At 73.3% G+C, this 20,509-nt stretch carries 17 protein-coding genes; 14 read left to right on the plus strand and 3 right to left on the minus strand.

Translation table 11 applies throughout. The features are described 5' to 3' along the window. Nucleotides 1-109: 109 nt before the first annotated feature. The 13 genes from egtA to N6H00_RS02970 all read left to right on the plus strand — a co-directional run bounded on the left by egtA (nucleotide 110) and on the right by N6H00_RS02970 (nucleotide 15,840). The gene (gene egtA / locus N6H00_RS02905; RefSeq protein WP_268969930.1) at nucleotides 110-1,375 is read left to right on the plus strand and encodes an ergothioneine biosynthesis glutamate--cysteine ligase EgtA; all 1,266 of its coding nucleotides are present in this window, start codon (nucleotides 110-112) and stop codon (nucleotides 1,373-1,375) included. Beyond that, nucleotides 1,372-2,700, plus strand: coding sequence for an ergothioneine biosynthesis protein EgtB (egtB, locus tag N6H00_RS02910; RefSeq protein ID WP_268969931.1), 1,329 nt, complete (start codon nucleotides 1,372-1,374; stop codon nucleotides 2,698-2,700). Before egtA ends, egtB begins: the two co-directional genes overlap by 4 nt. Next, the gene (gene egtC, locus N6H00_RS02915; RefSeq protein WP_268969932.1) at nucleotides 2,700-3,455 is read left to right on the plus strand and encodes an ergothioneine biosynthesis protein EgtC; all 756 of its coding nucleotides are present in this window, start codon (nucleotides 2,700-2,702) and stop codon (nucleotides 3,453-3,455) included. Before egtB ends, egtC begins: the two co-directional genes overlap by 1 nt. After that, nucleotides 3,452-4,417: an L-histidine N(alpha)-methyltransferase gene (gene egtD, locus N6H00_RS02920; protein WP_268969933.1), complete on the plus strand. Its 966-nt coding sequence runs from the start codon at nucleotides 3,452-3,454 to the stop codon at nucleotides 4,415-4,417. The genes egtC and egtD overlap by 4 nt, the downstream gene beginning before the upstream one ends. A 670-nt stretch (nucleotides 4,418-5,087) precedes the next feature. Then, nucleotides 5,088-6,317 (plus strand): transglycosylase family protein, encoded by a 1,230-nt coding sequence (locus N6H00_RS02930; protein ID WP_268969934.1) that lies wholly within the window; start codon nucleotides 5,088-5,090, stop codon nucleotides 6,315-6,317. Nucleotides 6,318-6,382: 65 nt separating this feature from the next. After that, on the plus strand, nucleotides 6,383-7,453 hold the full coding sequence (locus N6H00_RS02935) for a GDSL-type esterase/lipase family protein (RefSeq protein ID WP_268969935.1): 1,071 nt from the start codon (nucleotides 6,383-6,385) through the stop codon (nucleotides 7,451-7,453). Nucleotides 7,454-7,706: 253 nt separating this feature from the next. Next, nucleotides 7,707-9,200: a sugar porter family MFS transporter gene (locus tag N6H00_RS02940; RefSeq protein ID WP_268969936.1), complete on the plus strand. Its 1,494-nt coding sequence runs from the start codon at nucleotides 7,707-7,709 to the stop codon at nucleotides 9,198-9,200. 112 nt (nucleotides 9,201-9,312) lie between these two features. Then, on the plus strand, nucleotides 9,313-10,098 hold the full coding sequence (locus N6H00_RS02945) for a DeoR/GlpR family DNA-binding transcription regulator (RefSeq protein ID WP_268969937.1): 786 nt from the start codon (nucleotides 9,313-9,315) through the stop codon (nucleotides 10,096-10,098). Nucleotides 10,099-10,379: 281 nt separating this feature from the next. Beyond that, nucleotides 10,380-11,429, plus strand: a complete 1,050-nt coding sequence (locus tag N6H00_RS02950) for an SIS domain-containing protein (protein ID WP_268969938.1) — start codon at nucleotides 10,380-10,382, stop codon at nucleotides 11,427-11,429. Continuing rightward, entirely contained in the window at nucleotides 11,426-12,451 is a 1,026-nt protein-coding gene (locus tag N6H00_RS02955; RefSeq protein WP_268969939.1) for an ROK family protein, read from the plus strand. Before N6H00_RS02950 ends, N6H00_RS02955 begins: the two co-directional genes overlap by 4 nt. Before the next feature lie 141 nt (nucleotides 12,452-12,592). Then, entirely contained in the window at nucleotides 12,593-12,814 is a 222-nt protein-coding gene (locus tag N6H00_RS02960) for a twin-arginine translocase TatA/TatE family subunit (protein WP_268969940.1), read from the plus strand. Between the two features lie 416 nt (nucleotides 12,815-13,230). Then, nucleotides 13,231-14,733: a glutamate synthase subunit beta gene (locus tag N6H00_RS02965; RefSeq protein WP_268969941.1), complete on the plus strand. Its 1,503-nt coding sequence runs from the start codon at nucleotides 13,231-13,233 to the stop codon at nucleotides 14,731-14,733. A gap of 108 nt (nucleotides 14,734-14,841) precedes the next feature. Continuing rightward, nucleotides 14,842-15,840 carry an MBL fold metallo-hydrolase gene (locus tag N6H00_RS02970; RefSeq protein WP_268969942.1) on the plus strand — a complete coding sequence of 333 codons (999 nt, stop codon included), beginning with the start codon at nucleotides 14,842-14,844 and terminating at the stop codon, nucleotides 15,838-15,840. A 110-nt stretch (nucleotides 15,841-15,950) separates the two neighbouring features. Here N6H00_RS02970 and lpdA read toward each other — a convergent pair whose 3' ends face one another. Beyond that, on the minus strand, nucleotides 15,951-17,351 hold the full coding sequence (gene lpdA / locus N6H00_RS02975) for a dihydrolipoyl dehydrogenase (protein ID WP_268969943.1): 1,401 nt from the start codon (nucleotides 17,349-17,351) through the stop codon (nucleotides 15,951-15,953). 30 nt (nucleotides 17,352-17,381) lie between these two features. Between lpdA and N6H00_RS02980 the strand changes: the two genes are divergently transcribed. Further along, complete coding sequence (locus N6H00_RS02980) at nucleotides 17,382-17,771, plus strand: RNA-binding S4 domain-containing protein (protein WP_268969944.1); 390 nt, start codon at nucleotides 17,382-17,384, stop codon at nucleotides 17,769-17,771. Nucleotides 17,772-17,820: 49 nt separating this feature from the next. On the opposite strand, the gene N6H00_RS02985 is transcribed toward N6H00_RS02980, so the two are convergent. Together N6H00_RS02985 and N6H00_RS02990 are read right to left on the minus strand one after the other, a co-directional pair. Further along, nucleotides 17,821-19,074 carry an NAD(P)/FAD-dependent oxidoreductase gene (locus N6H00_RS02985; RefSeq protein ID WP_268969945.1) on the minus strand — a complete coding sequence of 418 codons (1,254 nt, stop codon included), beginning with the start codon at nucleotides 19,072-19,074 and terminating at the stop codon, nucleotides 17,821-17,823. Beyond that, complete coding sequence (locus tag N6H00_RS02990) at nucleotides 19,071-20,498, minus strand: NAD(P)/FAD-dependent oxidoreductase (RefSeq protein ID WP_268969946.1); 1,428 nt, start codon at nucleotides 20,496-20,498, stop codon at nucleotides 19,071-19,073. The genes N6H00_RS02985 and N6H00_RS02990 overlap by 4 nt, the downstream gene beginning before the upstream one ends. Nucleotides 20,499-20,509 lie beyond the last annotated feature (11 nt).

A 20,509-nucleotide genomic window follows, 5' to 3' on the forward strand; every position in this document is an offset into this window, starting at 1 on the left:
CTTGTGCAACTCTGGAGGCACCCTTGAGCCCGGCGCGTCGGCAGGTAAAGAGTGGACGGCGACATATCGGCTCGTTTCACGGCGGGCCGATGCCGGAACGGGACGGGAGATGACGACTGTGCCCGACGACAAGGCGATCAGCGAGGCCGAGATCGAGGCCCGGCTGCACGGCATCTGTTTCAAAACCGGGCCGCCTCGCCGTATCGGAGTCGAACTCGAATGGCTCATCCACGACCCGCACGACCCCGCACGACCCGTCGAGGCGGCCCGGCTCGAAGCCGCGGTGGCCGCTCTGCGCGGACTGCCGCTGCGGTCCGCCATCACCTTCGAACCCGGCGGCCAGGTGGAGCTCAGCTCCCTGCCGGCCGACTCCCTCTCCGCGTGCGTGGAGTCCGCCGCCGCCGATCTGGTTCTCGTACGTTCCCTGCTCACCGGGCTCGGCCTCGGGATCGCCGGCCACGGCCACGACCCCTGGCGCCCACCCAGACGCTTCCTCACCACGCCCCGCTACGAGTGCATGGAGACCTACTTCGACCGCCGGGGGCCGGCCGGTCGCTCCATGATGTGCAGCACCGCCTCGGTGCAGGTCTGCGTGGACGCCGGGCACGAGGAGCCCGGCCCGCTCGGCATGGCGCGGCGCTGGCGGCTCGCCCATCTGCTGGGCGCGGTGCTGACCGCCGCATTCGCCAACTCGCCCCTGCGCCAGGGCCGCCCCACGGGCTACCGCTCCACCCGGCAGGCGCTGTGGACGGCGATGGACCCCGGCCGCACCCACGCCCCGCGCGACGGCGGGAATCCCCGCGCGGACTGGGCCGATTACGTGCTGGACGCGCCCGTGATGGCGATCCGGGACGAGAAGGCGCCCTGGACCGTGCCACGGGGGGTGACCTTCCGCCAGTGGGCCCGGACCGGGCTGCCCCGGCCGCCCACCCCCGACGACCTCGACTTCCACGTCTCCACGCTCTTCCCGCCCGTGCGCCCACGCGGCCATCTGGAGCTGCGCATGATCGACGCGCAGAGCGGTGCGGACGGATGGATCGTCCCCCTGGCCGTCACGGTCGCGCTCTTCGACGATCCGCAAGCTGCTGAAACGGTGTACCGGGTGGTGAAACCGCTCGCCGAGACGGCGGGCGCCCGCCCCGCGCCGGGCAATCCGCTGTGGCGGGCCGCGGCCCGCCACGGGCTGGCCGACCCCGAGCTGCGCACCGCCGCCATCAGCTGCTTCGCCGCGGCGCTGGACGCGCTCCCCCGCATCGGCGCCTCCCCCGCCGTCATCGCCGCCGTGGCCGCCTTCACCGACCGCTACGTGGCCCGTGGCCGATGTCCCGCCGACGATCTGCTCGCTCCTCTCACCGGTAAGGAGGGACGGTCATGACCGCTCTCGACTCCGACCTCACGATCGATCCCGAGGCGCTGCGCCGGCGCGCCGAGAAGGCGCTGCGCACCGCGCGCGACCGCACCCACACCCTCACCACGTGTGTGGACGAACCCGACCTGACCGCCCAGCACTCCCCTCTGATGTCCCCGCTGGTCTGGGATCTGGCGCACATAGGCAACCAGGAGGAGCAGTGGCTGCTGCGCGCGGTCGGCGGATGTGACGCCCTGCGGCCCGACATCGACCCGCTCTACGACGCCTTCGAGCATCCACGCGCCGAGCGGCCCTCGTTGCCGCTGCTGGCGCCCGCCGAGGCCCGCGGCTATGTCCACGAGGTGCGCGGCCGGGTGCTGGACATCCTGGAGCGGGTCGAGCTGCGCGGTGCCCCGCTGGTCGACGCGGGTTTCGCGTTCGGCATGATCGCGCAGCATGAGCAGCAGCACGACGAGACGATGCTCATCACCCACCAGCTGCGCCGCGGACCCGCCGCGCTGACCGCCCCGCCGCCGCCCGACACGGCCGACGGCGCGGTGCTGCCCGAGGAGGTGCTGATCCCGGGCGGCCCGTTCACGATGGGCACCTCGGCCGAACCCTGGGCCCTGGACAACGAGCGGCCCGCGCACCACCGGCTGGTCCCGGCCTTCCACATCGACACCACTCCGGTGACCAACGGCGCGTACCAGCGGTTCATCGCGGACGGCGGCTACGCCGAGCGGCGCTGGTGGACGGCCGAGGGCTGGGCGTACATCCGGGAACACGGGCTCGCCGCCCCGCTGTTCTGGCGGCGCGAGGGCGGGCAGTGGCTGCGCCGCCGGTTCGGGGTGACGGAGCCGGTGCCGCCCGAGGAGCCGGTGGTGCATGTGAGCTGGTACGAGGCGGACGCCTACGCCCGCTGGGCGGGGCGGCGGCTGCCCACCGAGGAGGAGTGGGAGAAGGCCGCCCGCCACGACCCGGACAGCGGCCGGTCCCGGCGCTATCCATGGGGCGACGCCGACCCCACCCCCGACCGGGCCAACCTCGGCCAGCGCCATCTGCGGCCCGCACCGGCCGGAAGCTATCCGCGGGGCGCCTCCGCGCTGGGGGTGCGGCAGCTGATCGGCGATGTGTGGGAGTGGACCTCCAGCGACTTCCTGCCCTACCCGGGGTTCCGCGCCTTCCCCTACCGCGAGTACTCGGAAGTCTTCTTCGGCCCGGCGTACAAGGTGCTGCGCGGCGGCTCCTTCGCGGTGGACGAGGTCGCCTGCCGGGGCACGTTCCGCAACTGGGACCTGCCGGTCCGCCGCCAGATCTTCTCGGGGTTCCGCACCGCCCGGGACGCGTCCTGATGTGCCGGCACCTGGCGTACCTGGGGCCGCGGACCGCCATCGGCGACGTGGTCATCGCGCCCCCGCACAGCCTGTTCCGGCAGTCGTGGCAGCCCCGGCGGCAGGCGCACGGCACGGTCAACGCCGACGGGTTCGGCGTCGGCTGGTACGCGCCGGGCGACCCGGTGCCCGCGCGCTACCGCCGCGCCGCGCCCATCTGGGGCGATCTGTCGTTCGCCGACCTGGCCCGCGTGGTGCGGACCGGGGCGCTGATGGCCGCCGTACGGGACGCCACCGAGGCGGGCGCGGACGGGGAGGCGGGCGCCTCGCCGTTCGCCTCCGGAGCCTGGCTGTTCAGCCACAACGGGGTGATCCGCGACTGGCCGCACACGGTCGCGGACCTCGCCGCGTCGCTGCCGCCGGCGGATCTGCTCGCCCTGGAGGCGCGGTGCGACTCGGCGTTCGTCTGGGCCCTGGTGCTGCACCGGCTGCGGCTGGGCCACGAACCGCCGGAGGCGCTGGCCGAGGCCGTCGACCAGCTCGCCGGCGCGTCCCCCGGCTCACGGCTCAATCTGCTGCTCATGGACGGGGAGACCATCGCCGCCACCGCCTGGGGCGACACCCTGTGGTACCTCGCCGACCCGGGCCGGGGCGTGGTGGTCGCCTCCGAGCCGTACGACCAGGACCCCGGCTGGACGGAGGTCCCCGACCGCACCCTGCTCACCGCCACCCGCACCGATGTACTGCTCACCGCACTCAAGGAGGCTTCCCGTTGAGCCCCTTCACCGTCACCCGCACCCTGCCCGCCGACGCCACCGCGGCCGCGCTGCGCGCCGATGTGGCCGACGGGCTGACCAGCACGCCCAAACACCTTCCGCCCAAGTGGTTCTACGACGCCCGGGGAAGCGCGCTCTTCGAAGAGATCACCCGGCTCCCCGAGTACTACCCGACCCGCGCCGAGCGGGAGATCCTCCTGGCCCGCGCGGCGGAGATCGCCGACGCGACCGGGGCCCGCACCCTCGTCGAGCTGGGCTCCGGCTCCTCCGAGAAGACCCGCCACCTGATCCGGGCACTGCCGGACCTGCGCGTCTACGTCCCCGTCGACGTGAGCGAGAGCGCGCTGGAGCCGGCCGGGGAGGCCCTGCTGGCCGAGCGTCCACACCTGACGGTGCACGCGCTGGTCGCGGACTTCATGAACGGGCTCACGCTGCCCGACGACACCCCGGGGCCGCGGCTGCTGGCCTTCCTCGGCGGCACGATCGGCAATCTGCTGCCGGCCGAGCGGGCCGTCTTCCTGGCCTCGGTGAGCGAACTGCTCGCCCCCGGTGACGCGCTGCTGCTCGGCACCGACCTGGTGAAGGACGAGGCCACCCTGGTCGCCGCCTACGACGACGCCCAGGGGGTCACCGCGGCGTTCAACAAGAACGTGCTGGCGGTGCTCGACCGCGAGCTGGGCGCCGACTTCGACCCCGCCGACTTCGACCACCTGGCGGTGTGGAACGCCGAGGAGGAGTGGATGGAGATGCGGCTGAGAGCCCGTAAGGAGCTGACCGCGAAGATCCCCGCCATGGATCTCGCGGTGCACTTCACGGCCGGGGAGGAGCTCCGCACGGAGGTGTCCGCCAAGTTCCGCGAGGAGAAGGTGCGGGCCGAACTGACCGCCGCGGGGCTGGAGCCGCGGCGGTGGTGGACCGACGCGGCGGGCCGCTTCGCGGTGTCGCTGGCCGTCCGCGGGTAGCGGCCGGGAGGCACCGCACGCCGCCGCCCGGGGCTCCGGTCCCGGGCGGCGGTTCGCATGCGGGGGAAGGCGGTGTGGCGCGACGCCAACCCAGCGGTGACGCTGGGCCGTTGGCGGCCATACTCCCGAACGAGCCGTGCCCCACCACGCCCCGAAAGAACACAGCGTGTCCGAAGGACCCACGCCCCGCACCGACCGGCCGCACGCCTGGTACTGGTTCCCCGACAGCCTCCCCTCCGGCTCTCCAGGCTCCGGTGTCGTCTGGCGCGGCCTCCCGGCGTGGACGCCCGAGTCCGATCCGCGACGGTGCCGCGCGCGCCGCGCACCGCAACGACGTGCCCGTCCTCGGGAACGTCCTCCTGCCGCCCGCGGCGTACGGAGGCCGGCCGCGCTGGGCCCTGGACTCGGCGGACGGCGGCTTCCCGGCCGCGGACAAGAGCCCGCCGCCGTCTCACTCGTCTGGTAGCCGTCAGACCGTCACGCTGCGTTTCGCTCGCACAACCGACGGAAATCATGTGATGCGCATCACATAAACGGAAAAGGGCCGCAGCACAGCGCGCTACGGCCCGCCCACTGGGCGCGCTCCCTCTTGTTGTGGCCAAATCCGTGCCCATATCTTTGGCGCGCCTGGCAGCTCGCCGCACCCCGGCAGCAGGAGGAGGAGCCGTCCATGCCCTTACGGGGACGCCACCGCCGTTACAAGGCCAACCGCATCTCCCGCGCCTCGCTGAGCGTGACCGCGGGCGGCGCCGGAATCGCCCTTCCGCTCATCGGTGCCGCGGGCGCCTCGGCGGCCTCGGGCGAGACCTGGAACAAGGTCGCCCAGTGCGAGTCCACCAGCCATTGGGACATCAACACCGGGAACGGCTTCTACGGCGGACTACAGTTCACGCAGAGCACCTGGGCGGCGTACAGCGGCACGGCCTACGCGGCACGCGCCGATCTGGCCACCAAGGACCAGCAGATCGCGGTCGCGGAGAAGGTGCTCGACGCCCAGGGGCCGGGTGCCTGGCCGGTGTGTTCGGGGAAGGCCGGCCTGACGCGGACCGACGCGGCGCCGCAGAGCGCGCCGAAGGTCCTCAAGGCGTCCGCCGCACCGGCGAAGGAGGCACAGCGGCCCCAGAAGGCCCAGCGGACGGCGGCGAGCAAGCCCACGCCCACCAGCCTCCCGGGCGCGTCCGCCAAGTCCGGCCGCTACGTCGTCGTCAGCGGCGACTCGCTGTCCGGTATCGCCGACTCCCATGACGTCAGCGGCGGCTGGAAGACGCTGTACGAGACCAACCGCGGGACGGTCGGCGACGATCCGGATCTGATCTACCCCGGTCAGAAGCTCTCGCTCACGGGCGGCAAGGCCACCGCCAAGCCCAAGGCGAAGACCGAGACGCCCGACAAGGCCGAGGCCAAAGCCAAGGCCAAGGCGAAACCCGCGCCGCGCCAGAAGGCCGCCAAGCCCCAGCCCAGCCGGGAGCGGGCGGCCAAGCCCGCCGCCTCCTCGGGCTTCATCGCCCCCGTCAGCGGCGTCAGCCCGAGCACCGCCTACCGGGCGGCCGGTTCCAGCTGGTCGAGCGGCTATCACACGGGCGTGGACTTCCCGGTGTCCATCGGCACCTCGGTGAAGGCCGTCGGCACCGGCCAGGTGGTCTCGGCGGGCTGGGCCGACGCATACGGCTATCAGGTGGTCATCCGGCATCCGGACGGCAAGTACAGCCAGTACGCCCATCTCTCGCAGCTGTCGGTGCGCACCGGGCAGAGCGTCAACGTCGGCCAGCAAGTGGGTCGTTCGGGCGCCACGGGAAACGTCACCGGACCGCATCTCCACTTCGAGATCCGCACCGGTCCCGGCTACGGCTCGGACATCAACCCGCTCACCTATCTGCGGTCACACGGCGTCAGCCTCTGACGGGGCCCGGGGGGCCGGCCCCGGACCGGCGGGCGGTGTCGGAGGGGCGTGCCACACTCGCGCTCATGCACCCCCGGACCGTTCTCACCCCGCTCGGCATCCGCCACGACGACCCGCGGCTGCGCTACCGGGGCGCGGTGTCCCTGCGGCGCGGCCCCGGGTGGACCGCGCCCTGGCGGCTGCCGCACGAGGACGCGGCGCTGTACCTCCCCGAGGGCGGGCTGGGCCGGGCCGCGATGCCGTCCGGGGTGCGCGTCACACTGCGCACCGACAGCGCCTCGCTGGTCTGCCGCTACCAGGCCGACCCCGCGCCCAGGCTGAACGGGCCCGAGGAGCGGGCCCGGCTCGATGTGCTGTGCGACGGGCGGCGGGCGGCCACCGTGGAGCTGGAAACCCATGGTGGGGACGCGGAGTTCCGGTGCGACGGTCTGCCGGGGCGGATGGTGACGGTCGAGCTGTGGCTGCCCTTCTACCACCAGTTCCGGCTGTGCGGGGTGTCCGTGGACGCGGGCGCGACCGTGGAGCGCGAGGCCCCCGGGCGGCAACCGCGCTGGGTCCACTGCGGCAGCTCCATCTCGCAGGGGCGTGGCGCGGCCTCCCCCAGCCGGACCTGGACCGCCCTGGTCGCCCGGCGCGCCGGCTGGGACCTCACCTCCCTCGCCCTGGGCGCGGCCTGCTGTCTCCAGCCCATGACGGCGCGGCTGATGCGGGATCTGCCGGCCGATCTCCTCACCCTGTGCGTCGGGGTCAACGTCCAGGCGCTCGGCAGCCACAACCGCGACGCGCTCGTCTCGGCGCTCGTCGGTTTCGTCCGCACCGTGCGCGAGGGCCACCCCACGACGCCGTTCGCCGTGATGTCCACGATCACCGCACCCGAGCGGGAGAAGGTCCCAGGGCCTTCGGGGATGACCATGCGCGAGTGCCGGGCGCACATCCGCCGGGCCGTGGCCCTGCTGCGCGACCACGGGGACACACGGCTGCACTACCTCCACGGTCCCGAGGTCTTCGGGCCCGCCTGTACGCGGCTGATGCTGGAGCCGGAGGGCTCGGACCGGCTGCATCCCGCGGCGGCCGGCCACCCCGTTCTGGCCTCGCGCTTCGTCACGCTCCTGCGCCGGGCCCGCTGTGTGCCGTAGGCGCTTCCCGGGGGCCACCCGGACCGTGCACGCAGTTCTGCACGCTTGCGGCTATTGACTGCACGAAAGCGTGCGGATGAGACTCTCTCCATTACGGAGCCCCCGACCGGGCCATCGGCCGGCGCCGCCCGACCGGTGCCCTGGCGGACCGGACCGGCGGACGAGGGCTTTCGCGCATTCGCGGACCGCCCGTGCCCTGGCACATCGATGTGCCCGGACGTGGCAGCTCCGCACCGGCACACGAGGACGTCATATGCACCCCCAGCCCGAAAGCGGAACCGGCACGACTGCCGGTCTCCCGGCCACGGCCGCCGGCCGCACCTCCAGCGCTCCCCCGTCCGGCCCCGCCCCGGCCGGCGCCCCCGACGACGGGCGCATGACGTGGTACGTCTACCTCGCCGTCGTGATCAGTACGTTCGGCGGGCTCATCTTCGGCTACGACACCGGAGTGGCCGGTGGCGCGGCGGGCTTCGTCGCCGACGACTACGGCCTGTCCAGCTTCATGGAAGGCGTGGTGGTCAGCACCTCCCTCTTCGGCGGGATGGTGGGGGCCATGGCCGGGGGCCCGCTCGGCGACCGTTACGGGCGGCGGCCGGTTCTGCTGCTGTCCGGACTGCTGTTCACCGCCGGGGCCCTGATCTCGGCGTTCGCCCCCGGGCTCGCCGTGCTGCTCGCTGCGCGTGTGGTGCTGGGGGCCGGCGTGGGCGCCGCCTCCGTACTGGTGCCCGTGTACATCGCCGAACTGGCCCCCGCCCGCATCCGGGGCGCCCTGGTCTCCGGTTACCAGCTCCTCACCACCCTGGGCATCGTGCTCGCCTACGGCGTCAACGCCCTCTTCGGGGCGGGCCAGGCGTGGCGCTGGTCCCTGGGGCTGGCCGCGGTGCCGGGTCTGCTGCTCGCCGGGGGCGTGCTGCTCGTTCCCGAATCGCCCCGGTGGCTGGTCTCCCGGGGCCGGCTGGGGGCCGCCCGCGATCTGCTGCGCCGCGTGCGCGGACGGCACGACGTGGAGGCCGAGCTCCACGAGATTGAGGCCGTGCACCGGCAGGAGGCGCGGGCCGGCTCCGCCGGCTGGCGGGAGCTGAACGCGTCCTGGGTGCGGCCGATGGTGCTGGTGGGCGTGCTGGTCGCGTTCTTCGCCAACGGCTGCGGCATCAACCTGGTCATCTACTTCGCCCCGCAGATCCTCCAGTCCGCCGGGATGGGTTCCAGCTCGTCCCTGCTGGCGACGGTGGGGCTCGGCGCCGTCAATGTCGTCTTCACGGTGGTGGGCATGGCCCTGGTCGACCGGGTGGGCCGCAAACCGCTGCTACTGGCCGGGGCCGTCGGTATGACGGTCACGCTGGGCGCGCTGGCCGTGGTGGTGTCGGTGCCCGGCCTGCCCGGCGCCAACTGGCTGTCCTTCGCCTGTCTGAGCCTGTACATCGTCATGTACGCCGTCAGTCCGGGCCTGGTCGCCTACGTGGTCATCTCGGAGATCTTCCCCCTGCACGTGCGGGCCAAGGCGACTGGTGTGGCCACCTTCGTCATCTTCGCGACCAATCTGGTGATCGGCCTGACCTCGCTGCCGATGCTCGACCGGCTCGGCACCGCCACCACCTTCTGCCTGTTCACCGCGGTGTGCGTGCTCTTCGTGCTCTTCTGTCTGCGGATGCCGGAGACCAAGGGCCGCACGCTGGAGGAGTTGGAGGCCCGGTTCCGTGCCGCGGCCGACAGCCGGGCCCGCGCCCGGGTCTCCCGCGACGTCTGAGGCCCGGCGGCCGCTGTCGACGGCGGACACCGTGCACGCGTTGCACACTGCCGCGCAACGCGTGCACGGTAGTGTTGTCTTGCCGAACGACGCCGCGCAGGAGGGGTGAGTCGTGTCCGAGTCCTCGGCCGATCGACGCCGGGCCATATTGGAGAACGTGCGTGCCCTGGGGTACGCCGGGGCGGGCGAGCTGGCCCGCACCTTCTGCGTGGACAGCTCGACCATCCGCCGCGACCTGGCCCAGCTCGAACGGGCCGGACTGGTGCGGCGCACCCGCGGCGGCGTGCTGCCGGCCGACCCGGCCGAGGCCGTCGACACCCCCTACGACGTGCGCCGCGCCCAGCACGCGGAGGCCAAACACGTGCTGGGCCAGGCGGCCGCCGAACTCGTCGAGGACGGCCAGTCGGTCATCATCGACAACGGTTCGACGATGTACCAGGTGGCCCAGGCGCTGCGGCGGCGGCACCGCCTCACCGTCATCACCAACGACCTGATGGTCGCGCTGTGCATGTCCGAGCACGCCACCCACCAACTCCACATGACCGGCGGCGTGCTGCTGGACACGGTCTACACGCTGGTGGGTCCGGGCGCCGTGGCCTCGCTGCGCGGACTGCACGCCGACTGGGCCTTCCTGGGCGCGGAGGCGGTGCATCCGCAAGCCGGTGTCACCAACGTCAACGTCGTCGAGATCGCCGTCAAACAGGCGATGATCGAGGCGGCGGAGCGGGTGGTGGTCGTGGCGGACAGCTCCAAGCTCGGCCGCCGGTCACTCGCGCCGGTGTGCGGCCTGGAGAGCGTCCACGCACTCATCACCGACGACCGGCTGCCACCGTCCGAGCGGACCGCGTACGGTCCCGCGCTGCGGTGCGTACCCGCGCCCGCGGACACACACCGGTAGCTCCGCGGCCCCGTACCGCGCCGCTCCGGGCACGCCCGCCCATCGGTCCGGAGGCCGAGTGCCTCCGGACCCGTTGCGTGCGACAAAGCCTGCACGCTTTCGCGTATTGACTGCACGGTTGCGTGCGTGATGGTCTGGTGCGGTCCGGATGGCCACGTATGCGCCGCAGACCCGGACCCGCGTCGGCCGGGACGTACGCTCCCTGGGCCGTCCGCTGTCGAAGCGCCCCACTCCGCCCGCCGCACGGCGGTCCTCACACCCGTTCCCGGAAGGATTCCCCGATGACCGACCCGGCCCGCTCGTCCGACGGCTATCTCGCGGACATCGCCGCGCAGCCCGATGCCCTGCTCAGACACGCGGATTCCGAGCTGCCCGCCACCCTGGCCGGGCTGGACCTCGGACAGTACGACCGCATCGTGCTGACCGGCATGGGCTCGTCGCTCCACTCCTTCGTACCGGTCGAGCGCGCCCTGGCCGCCGCCGGTCTGCCGGTGTGGCGGATCGACTCCGGGCAGCTGCTCGACACGCCGCAGCGCATCACGCCCGGCACGCTGCTGTGGGCCACCTCGCAGTCCGGACGCAGCGGCGAAATCGTCGCCCTGCTGGAGGCCCTCACCCCCGCCACCCGACCCCGCACCCTGCTGGCCACCACGGACGACCCCACCAGCCCACTGGCGGCAGCGGCGGACATCCTGGTGCTGCTGCACAGCGGCCCGGAGGCCACCGTCAGCACCAAGAGCTACCTCAACACCCTGGCCGCCCATCGCAGGGTCCTGGCCGCGCTGCGCGGTGCGGACGACCTGGCCGTCACGGAGGACCTGCGCCAGTGCGCGGGGGCGCTGCGCCGCCTGCTCGCCGGCCCGCCCGCGATCGCCGACGTCGCCAAGCGGGCACTGTCCGCCACCCACCCCAGGTTCGCCCTGGTCGGAACCGGTGACGACGCGGCCACCGCGCTCACCGGCGCCCTCATCACCAAGGAGGCGAGCCGGGTGGCCGCGGAGGGATACGTCGGCGGCGCCTTCCGGCACGGCCCGCTGGAACTGGCCGGCCCGGGACTGACCGCCGTGCTGTTCGGCCCCGGCGACGCGCAGGACCCCGTGCTGCCCGCGCTCGCCCATGACCTCTCCGGGACCGGCTCCACCGTGATCACCGTCGGACCGCGCGCCTACCCGGGCAGCGAGCTTCTGGCCACCCCCGCCGACCGCGGCACGTTCGGCCGGCTGGCGATCGGTATCGCGCAGGTCCAGCTCCTCACGGTGGCGCTCGCGCAGACTGCCGGGAACGTACCGGGGGAGTTCCGGTTCGGTCGCAAGATCACGGACACGCTGTGACCGGGCGAGCGGCGGGAGACGCCGCGGACCGCGCGCGCACCGGCGCGGACCGGCCCGGTCCGCGGACCACACCGGCACATCGCCCATCGGCCACCGCATCGGCCGCCCCCTCCGTCGGCGTGGACCTCGGCGGCACCGGGGCCCGGCTCGTGGCCTGGCAGGACGGCACCGTGCTGGCGGCGGCCGACGCCCTCTCCGCCGACCTCGGCACCGGAGAGGTGCCCGAGCGCGTCGACCGGCTGGCCCGCGTCATCTCGGGGCTGCTGCCGACCGGCGTCCGCCCGGCCGCCGTGGGCATCGGGGCGAGCGGTCCCGTGGACGTGACCGCGGGTGTCGTGCACAACCACGACACGCTGCCGTGGTTCTCCGGGTTCCCCCTCACCGAAACCCTCGGCGCGCGTCTGTCGGTCCCCGTCGTCATCGACAACGACGCCGTCACCGCGGCCCTGGGCGAGCACGCCGCCGGTGCGGGCCAGGGCTGCGACCGGATGCTCATGGTCACCCTCGGCACCGGCATCGGCACGGCCATGCTCGTGGACGGACATCCGGTGCGCGGGCTGGACGGCAACCACCCCGAGGGCGGCCACCTGCCGGTCACCGACGACCCGGCCCGCTGCTACTGCGGCCTGACCGGCTGCTGGGAGCAGGCCGCCTCGCGCAGCGCCCTCCAGCGCATGCTGGCCGCCCGGCTCGGCGACGGTCCCCCGGGCCGCCGGACACTGGAGCAGGGCGTGCGGGCAGCCCGCACCGATCCCGCGGTACGCGAGGTGTTCACCGCGTACGGCACGCTCCTCGGGCGCGGCCTGGCGGCTCTGCACGCCCTGTACCAGCCACGGGTGACGGTTCTGGGCGGCAGCGCGGCCACCTGCCTGCCGCTGTTCGCAGAAGGCATGCGCCGGGCACTGCGCCGCTCCCCCGAATACGACGTGCCCACCGACATCCGCCCCGCCCGGCTCGGTGACAACGCCGGCGCGGTCGGCGCGGCCATCCTCACCCACCGCGTCCCGCCCGCGGGCGGATGACCCGCCCCCGAACGGGACCCGCGCCCGGAGGCGCACTTGATCCGGGAGCGCCTTTCGGGCGAGACTTCTACAGCCCTGTAGATTGCCGCCGGGTGGCCGGTACGCCGTATCGGCCCTCAGCACCGGAAGAGAGCAGACCTGATGTTCGGCTTGAGCGAACTCGCCGTGATCCTCATCGTCGTCGTCGTGGTCCTCGGCATCAAGAAACTGCCCGAGCTGGTGCGTTCCGCGGGCCAGGCGACCCGGATCTTCAAGAGCGAGACCAAGGCGCTCAAGGAGCAGGACGCCCCGTCCGCACCGGCCGGTCCGGGGCAGGTCGTCTCCGGCACCGTGATCAACCGGGACGAGCCGCCCCGCTCCTGAACGCGCGGCCCGGATGCCGGGCTCCGTCGCACAGGAGGGAGACGCCGGGGTAGCCGGGTCCCGCACCGTCGGTCTCCCAGGCGGTGACATGCGCCGCGTCCCGAGCCCGTACGCGGGCGCGTCGGGGAACTCCACCAGGGTGGTGAACTCGCGCTGCTGGGCGGGGCGCAACAGCGTGCCGTCGAAGAGCGCCCGCTCGAACCGGCAGTCGCAGCAGCACCGTGGAGACGAACGCCTCGGTGTTGCCGGCGGTCCGGAACCGCCCCGCACGGGCCGGCCGGCGCGGGTGATCGACGACCTGGGAGCTGGTGGACCGGATCGTGGCCGAGGCCCGCCGAGGCCCCGGACCGGCGGCCCCGCGGTCGTACAGTGGGGTGAAAGCGGCCAGACCATGACACGGGTAATGGGAGGTGGTCATGGCCGACCCCAAGGGTTTCCTCACCACACCCCGTCGTCTTCCGCCACTCCGTCCGGTGGACGAGCGGGTGCGGGACTGGAACGAGGTCCACGCGCCCGGCGGACTGCTGCCGATCATCAACGCCCAGGCGAACCGCTGCATGGACTGCGGCATCCCGTTCTGCCACGACGGCTGTCCGCTGGGGAACCTCATCCCGGAGTGGAACGACCTGGTCTCCCGGGACGACTGGCTGCGCGCGAGCGAGCGGCTGCACGCGACCAACAACTTCCCCGAGTTCACCGGCCGGCTGTGCCCGGCCCCCTGCGAGAGCGCGTGTGTGCTGGCCATCAACCAGCCGGCGGTCACCATCAAGAACGTCGAGGTGGCCATCGCCGACCGGGCGTGGCGATGCGGATATGTGACCCCCAGGCCACCGGAGCGGCTGACCGGCCGCACCGTCGCCGTCATCGGCTCGGGACCCGCGGGTCTGGCCGCGGCCCAGCAGCTCACCCGCGCGGGCCACACCGTGGCGGTGTACGAGCGGGACGACCGGGTGGGCGGACTGCTCCGCTACGGCATCCCCGAGTTCAAGATGGAGAAGCGCCACCTGGACCGGCGGCTGGAGCAGATGCGCGCGGAGGGCACCAGGTTCCGCACCGGCGTGGACGTCGGCACCGACGTGGACGCCGCCGAGCTCAGGGCGCGCCACGACGCGGTGGTGATCGCGGTGGGGGCGCGAGCCTGGCGCGAACTGCCCGTCCCTGGGCGGGAGTTGGCCGGGATCCATCAGGCGATGGAGTATCTGCCGATGGCCAACCGGGTGCGGGAGGGCGACTACGCCCGGCCACCGATCACCGCCGAGGGCAAGCACGTGGTCATCGTCGGCGGCGGGGACACCGGGGCGGACTGTCTGGGCACCGTACTGCGGCAGGGCGCAGCCTCCGTGACCCAGCTGGACATCCACTCCCGGCCCGGCGACGAACGGCCCGAGAGCGAGCCCTGGCCCACCTATCCCAAGATCTACCGGATGTCCGCCGCCCATGAGGAGGCGCGGGAGCTGGCGGCCTCCCCGGAGGCGGATGTGGACGCCCGGGTCTTCTCCGCGACCACCGTCCGGTTCGAGGGGACGGCACCGGACGCGGAGCGGCCGGGGGGCGGTGTGCGGGCGCTGCGCCTGATCGGGTCCCCTGCCGACGGGCGGCCCGGACCGGACACGGAGCGGGTTCTCCGGGCGGATCTGGTGCTGCTGGCCCTCGGCTTCCGTGGCCCGGAGCGGGACAGCGGACTGTTCGACCAGCTCGGCCTGGAGCTCGACGAGCGCGGCACCGTCGCACGTGACGCCTCCTTCGCCACCAGCGTGGACGGGGTGTTCGTGGCGGGCGACGCGGGCCGCGGCCAGTCGCTGATCGTCTGGGCGATCGCCGAGGGCCGCTCCGCCGCGGCCGCCGTGGACCGCTATCTCGGGGGCTCCACCACGCTCCCGGCACCGGTCGGACCGGCCGACCTCCCCATGACCGCCTGACGGTACGGCAGCATGGCGGTGTGACGGCGCGACATCCGGTGGCCGGGACGGGTACCAGGACGGCAGGCCGCCTGCCGCGGGCGCGCCGCGCGGGAATAGTGTGCGTCCATGAGTTCGCAATCGCCCCTTCTCACCGTGGCCGACGGTGTGCACGTCTGGTCCCCCACCCCGAGTGCCGGATGGGGTCTGGCCAACTGCGGTCTGATCGTCTCCCCCGATGGCGCCGCCGCCTGGATCGACACCCCCTACGACCGGCGGATGGCCGGTGACTTCCTGGCGCGGAGCCGCGCCCTGCTGCCCGACGGGGGCCGGATCGAGCGGGTGATCGTCACCCATGCCAACGGCGACCACCTGTGGGGCGCTGAGGTCGTGCCGGACGCCGAGATCGTCGCCACCCGCGAGGCGCTCGGCCATATCGAGTACGAGCCCTCCCCGCAGCAGTTGCACGCCCTGGTGCACGGCAGCGACCCGGCGACCCCGCTCGGCTGGTATCTCCAGCGGCACTTCGGGCGGTTCGACTGGGCCGCCACCGAGGTCGTCGAGCCGACGCTCACCTTCGTGGGCGAACTCGACCTGCGCGTGGGCCAGGTGCCGGTGCGGGTGTTCAGTCTGCCGTCCGCGCACACCGCCGGCGATCTGGTGGCGTATCTGCCACGGCAGAAGGTGGCGTTCACCGGCGATGTCATCTTCGCCTCCGGCCCTGAGGACCCCGGTGACCACGCGGTGCACTGGGCGGGCCCGCTGGACAACGTGATCGCCGCCTGTGAGCGGGTGCTCGCGACCGGGGCCGAGGTGATCGTCCCCGGCCATGGCCCGGTCCTGGACCGGGCGGGGGTGCGCGGCCACATCGGCTATCTGGAGCATGTCCGGGACCGCACCCGGCAGTTGCACGCGGCAGGGGTACCGGCCCTGGAGGCCGCCCGTACGCTCATCGCCGAGAACGCCCATCCGTCACTGGGCCTGCCCGAGCGGCTGGTGATCACGGTGGGTTCGGAGTACCGGCATCTGAACGGCGGCGACGAACCGGCGGATCTCATGGCCACCATGGCCGATCTCGCCCAGGTGGCATGGGAGCGACGCGAGGCCGCGCCGCCGGCCTCGGCCTGAGCACCGCGGCGGGACGCGGGGGCGGCGCGCCCACGGCACGTACCCGCGCCCTGCCCGGCGTTCGTCCCGCCGCCCGAGGGCAGGCCGGACCAGCCCTGGAGCGCCCGCCCTCACATGTTGATCATGTGTCCGGCGAGCCCGTGGACGGCCTCCTTCACCGCCTCGCTGAGGGTCGGATGGGCATGGACGTTGCGGGCCACCTCGTGCACGGTGAGATCCCACTGCTGGGCGAGGGTGAGTTCGGGCAGCAGCTCGGTGACCTCGGGGCCGATGAGATGGCCGCCCAGCAGCTCGCCGTGGCGGCCGTCACTGACGAGCTTCACGAAGCCGACGGGGTCACCGAGCCCCTGGGCCTTGCCGTTGGCGGTGAACGGGAACTTCGCCACCCGGACGTCGAAACCGCGCTCCCGCGCCTGGGCCTCGGTCCAGCCGAAGCTGGCGATCTGCGGCTGGCAGAAGGTGGCGCGCGGGATCATCACATAGTCGAGCTCCATGGTCTCCGCCCCGGCGATGGTCTCCGCCGCGACGATGCCCATGGCCTCGGCGGCATGTGCCAGCATCAGCTTGGCGGTGACGTCGCCGATGGCGAAGATGTGCGGCACATTGGTGCGGCACCGGCCGTCGACATCGATGGCGCCGCGTTCGGTCAGCGCCACGCCGGTGTGCTCCAGCCCGTATCCGCGCACCCGCGGCCGGAACCCGATGGCCTGGAGCACCCGGGCGGCCTGGAGGGTCTGCCGCTGACCGCCCGTGGTCACCATGACCTTGACCGCGGGGCCCGCGTCGTTGATCGCCTCCACCCGGGTGGAGGTCAGGATGTTGATGCCGAGCCTGCGGAAGCGGCGGGTGAGCTCGGCGGAGACCTCCTCGTCCTCCAGGGGCACGATCCGGTCCATGAACTCCACCAGCGTCACCTGCACCCCGTAGCTGTGCATGATGTACGCGAACTCCACACCGATGGCGCCCGCGCCCGCGATCAGGACGCTGCCGGGCAGGGTGGGGGCGAGGATCTGCTCCTCGTAGGTCACCACGCGCTCGCTGAGCGAGGTGCCGGGCAGCAGATTGGTGATCGAGCCCGCGGCGATGACGCAGTGGTCGAAGCCGAGCGTCTCCGTACCGCCGTCGGCGCGGGTGACCCGCAGCTCGTGCGGGCCGGTGAAGGCACCCCGCCCCTCGTATTGGGTGATCTTGTTCTTCTTCATCAGATAGTGGACGCCCTTGACCCGTCCGTCGGCCACCTTGCGGCTGCGCTCGAACGCCTGCCGGTAGTCCACGGTGACATCGCCGTTCACCCGGATGCCGAAGTTCTTGGCCTCATGGAGGAACAGATGGGTCAGCTCGGCGTTGCGCAGCAGGGCCTTGGACGGGATGCAGCCCACGTTCAGGCAGACGCCGCCCCAGTAGCGTTCCTCGACGATGGCCGTGGTCAGGCCCAGCTGGGCGGCGCGGATCGCGGCGACATAGCCACCCGGCCCGGCTCCCAGGACCACGACGTCGAAATGTGCGCTCATGCGTCGCACCTTAGACATTAGAGTCGGGGTATGGCTTCAGACGAGGGGTCCGTACGGGTGGACAGCTGGATCTGGTCCGTGCGGCTGACCAAAACGCGGTCCATGGCCGCTTCGGCCTGCCGGGCGGGGCACGTCCGGGTCAACGGCGAGCGCGTCAAACCCGCCCAGGCGGTGCGGCCCGGTGACGAGGTGCGGTTGCGCCACGCGGGGCGCGACCGGGTCGTGGTGGTCTCACGGATCGTGCGCAAGCGGGTCGGGGCGCCGGTCGCGGCCGAATGCTACGTCGACAACAGTCCTCCTCCGCCACCGCGCGAGCACACCGTGCCGATCGGGCTGCGCGACCGCGGGGCGGGCCGCCCCACCAAGCGCGACCGACGTGAGATGGAGCGGCTGCGCGGTATGCCCGGCGGCCTCGGCTAGCCACCGCGGGTCCCTCCCGCCCGGCTCCGCCGGAAGGGCCCCCGGCCGGTCAGCCCGCCGTGATCCGTACCGGGCCGCCGTGTGCGTCGGCCCGGTCGATCCAGTCGGCGGACAGATGGCACGGCCGGTTGGGTGCCACGGTGCGGGGCAGGCGTCCGCGGTGCAGGGTCCGGCCGTCCTGGCTGACGGTGAGCACCGGCCGGGTCAGGAACCCGGCGGTGCGCAGGATGAGGCGGCCGCGCGGCGGAGGGGGCCCGTGCGGGGCGACCCGGTTGGGCCAGACCCACAGCAGCGGCGCCTCGACCCGCACGGGCAGCGGTCCCGGAGCCCACGGCCGGCCGGCGAGATGGCGCAGCACGGGCCCGGCGGCGCACCGGCCGTCGAGGGCGGCGATATCGGCGGTCTCGACGGGGTGCAGCAGATTGCCGACGGCGAAGACGCCGGGTTGGCCGGTGCGGAACTCGGCGTCGGCCGCCGGGCCGCGGGTGCCGGGGTCGAGGGCGATCCCGGCGCTTCTGGCCAGTTCGTGGTCGGGGATCCAGTCGCCGGTGAACACCACGGTGTCGCAGCCGACGGCCGCGGTTCTGCCGTCCCGGTGCCGCAGACGCAGGCTCTCCAGCCGCCCCGAGCCGGTCAGTTCGGTCACGGTGGCGTCGGTGACCAGCGGAAAGCCATGGCGCAGCCGGGTGCCGAAGTGGCGCGCCGGATGGATCTGGTGGCGGGGCTGGTCGGTGACCATGGCGACCACCTCGGCTCCGGCCTGACGCAACGTGGCCACCGCGGAGTAGCTGACCGGTTCGGCGCCGACGATGACGGCGCGGCGCCCCACGTCCTGGCCGTGCAGATGGACGGCCTGCTGTAGCTGTCCGGTGGTGAGGACGCCCGCCGGCCGGGTGCCGGGCACCAGCCGGGCGCTGCGCGGGCGTTCCCGGGCGCCGGTGGCCAGGACGACGGCCGTGGCGGTGATCCGCTCCAGGCCGGCCGGCCCGGTGAGGTCCACGGTCCTCGGGCCCGCCCAGCCGGTGGCCGTGACGCCGGTGCGCAGCACCGCGCCGGCGCGGACGGCGGCGGCGATGTGGTGGCGGGCGTAGTCGGGGCCGGTCATCATCCGGCGCAGGTCGCGCAGTCCGAATCCGGTGTGGTGGCAGTGGCGGGGGATGCCGCCCGCCCGCTGTTCGCGGTCCAGGACCTCGACCCGTTCCACCCCGGCGGCGGCCAGCCGCGCGGCGACCGCCAGCCCGGCCGGTCCGGCCCCGATGACCAGCACGTCGACGGTCCGGTGGATGCGGTCGGTGGGGGTCATCGCCGGGCCTCCGTCCGGTCCTCGGCCGTGGTGGCCTCCTCGAACTGGGCGCGCACGGCGGCGCCGCAGAAGAATCCCTGGCAGCGTCCGCCCAGGGCCCGGGTGCGGCGTCTGAGGCCGTCGAGCGAGGACGGTGGCACGGTGGCGGCCAGCGCGTCGCGGATCTCACCCCGGGTGACGCGTTCGCAGTGGCAGACCACGGTGCCGTAGGCGGGGTCGGCCGCGATGAGATCGGCTCGCTGGTAGGGGCGCGGGAACGCCTCGCCGATGGTGGGCATCCGCACGGGCTCGATCTCCCGCTCCGGCCCCAGGTCCAGCCCGCAGCCGGCGAGCAGTCCCGCCACATGCGCGGCGATCGCCATCGAGGCGGTGAGGCCGGTGGAACGGATGCCGCCCACGGCGACATACCGCCGGTCCGGGTCCGCGTGGATCTGGTAGTCGCCGTGCTCGGTGGCGGCGCGCAGCCCCGCGTAGACCGCGGTGACCTCTTCCTCCAGCAGTCGCGGCATGATCCGTGCGCCCTTCTCCCGGAGCGAGGCCAGTCCGTCGGCCGACGATCCGGTGGCGGTCTTGTCGTCCAGGTCCTCGGCGGTGGGGCCGAGCATCACATTGCCGTACACGGTCGGCGCCACCAGCACGCCCTTGCCGAGCGCGGTGGGCACCGGCAGCAGGATGTGGTCGACCAGACCGCGGGCGAACTTGTCGAAGACGATGAGCTGCCCGCGGCGCGGGGTCACGGTGAACTCCCGGTGGCCGAGCCGGCGGTTGATCTCATCCGAGTACAGCCCCGCGGCGTTGACCAGGTGACGGGTGCGCAGCACCCCGCGCGGGGTGGCGATCTGGTGGTGGTGCGCATCCGTGGTGATGGCCCCGGCCGGGCAGTTCAGATGGAGGGCGACGCCCGCGCGCACCGCCTGGGTGGCGTAGGCGAGCGTCGTCGTCCAGGGGCAGATGATGCTCTCCCCGGGTACTTCGAGCGCGCCGAGGGCGCCCGGCCCCAGATGGGGTTCGCGGGCGCGGACCGCGTCCGCGTCGAGGATGCCCGTCCGGTCGTAGCCGTTGCGCGCGGCCTTCTCGGCGAGTGCCGGCAGCGCGGCGAGCTGTTCCGCGTCCCAGGCGACGAGCAGCGCGCCGAGCGGTTCGAGCGGGATGCCGGTCTCGGCGGCGTACGCGGTCAGCAGCTGGTAGCCCTCGCGCACCAGCCGGGCCTCCAGGGTGCCCGGCGTGGCGTCGAACCCGGTGTGCAGGATCGCGGTGTTGGCCTTGGAGGTGCCGTTGCCGACATCGTCGGACGCCTCGACGAGGGCGATCCGCAGCCGGTACCGGGCCAGTTCGCGGGCGATGGCGGTGCCGACCACCCCGGCGCCGACGATGGCCACGTCGTAGACCTCGTCGGGGAGGTCACCCGTGGTCGTAACGGTCATTGTGGTCCCTT

This window comes from Streptomyces sp. S465, assembly GCF_026898115.1.
Classification (GTDB): Bacteria; Actinomycetota; Actinomycetes; order Streptomycetales; family Streptomycetaceae; genus Streptomyces; species Streptomyces luomodiensis.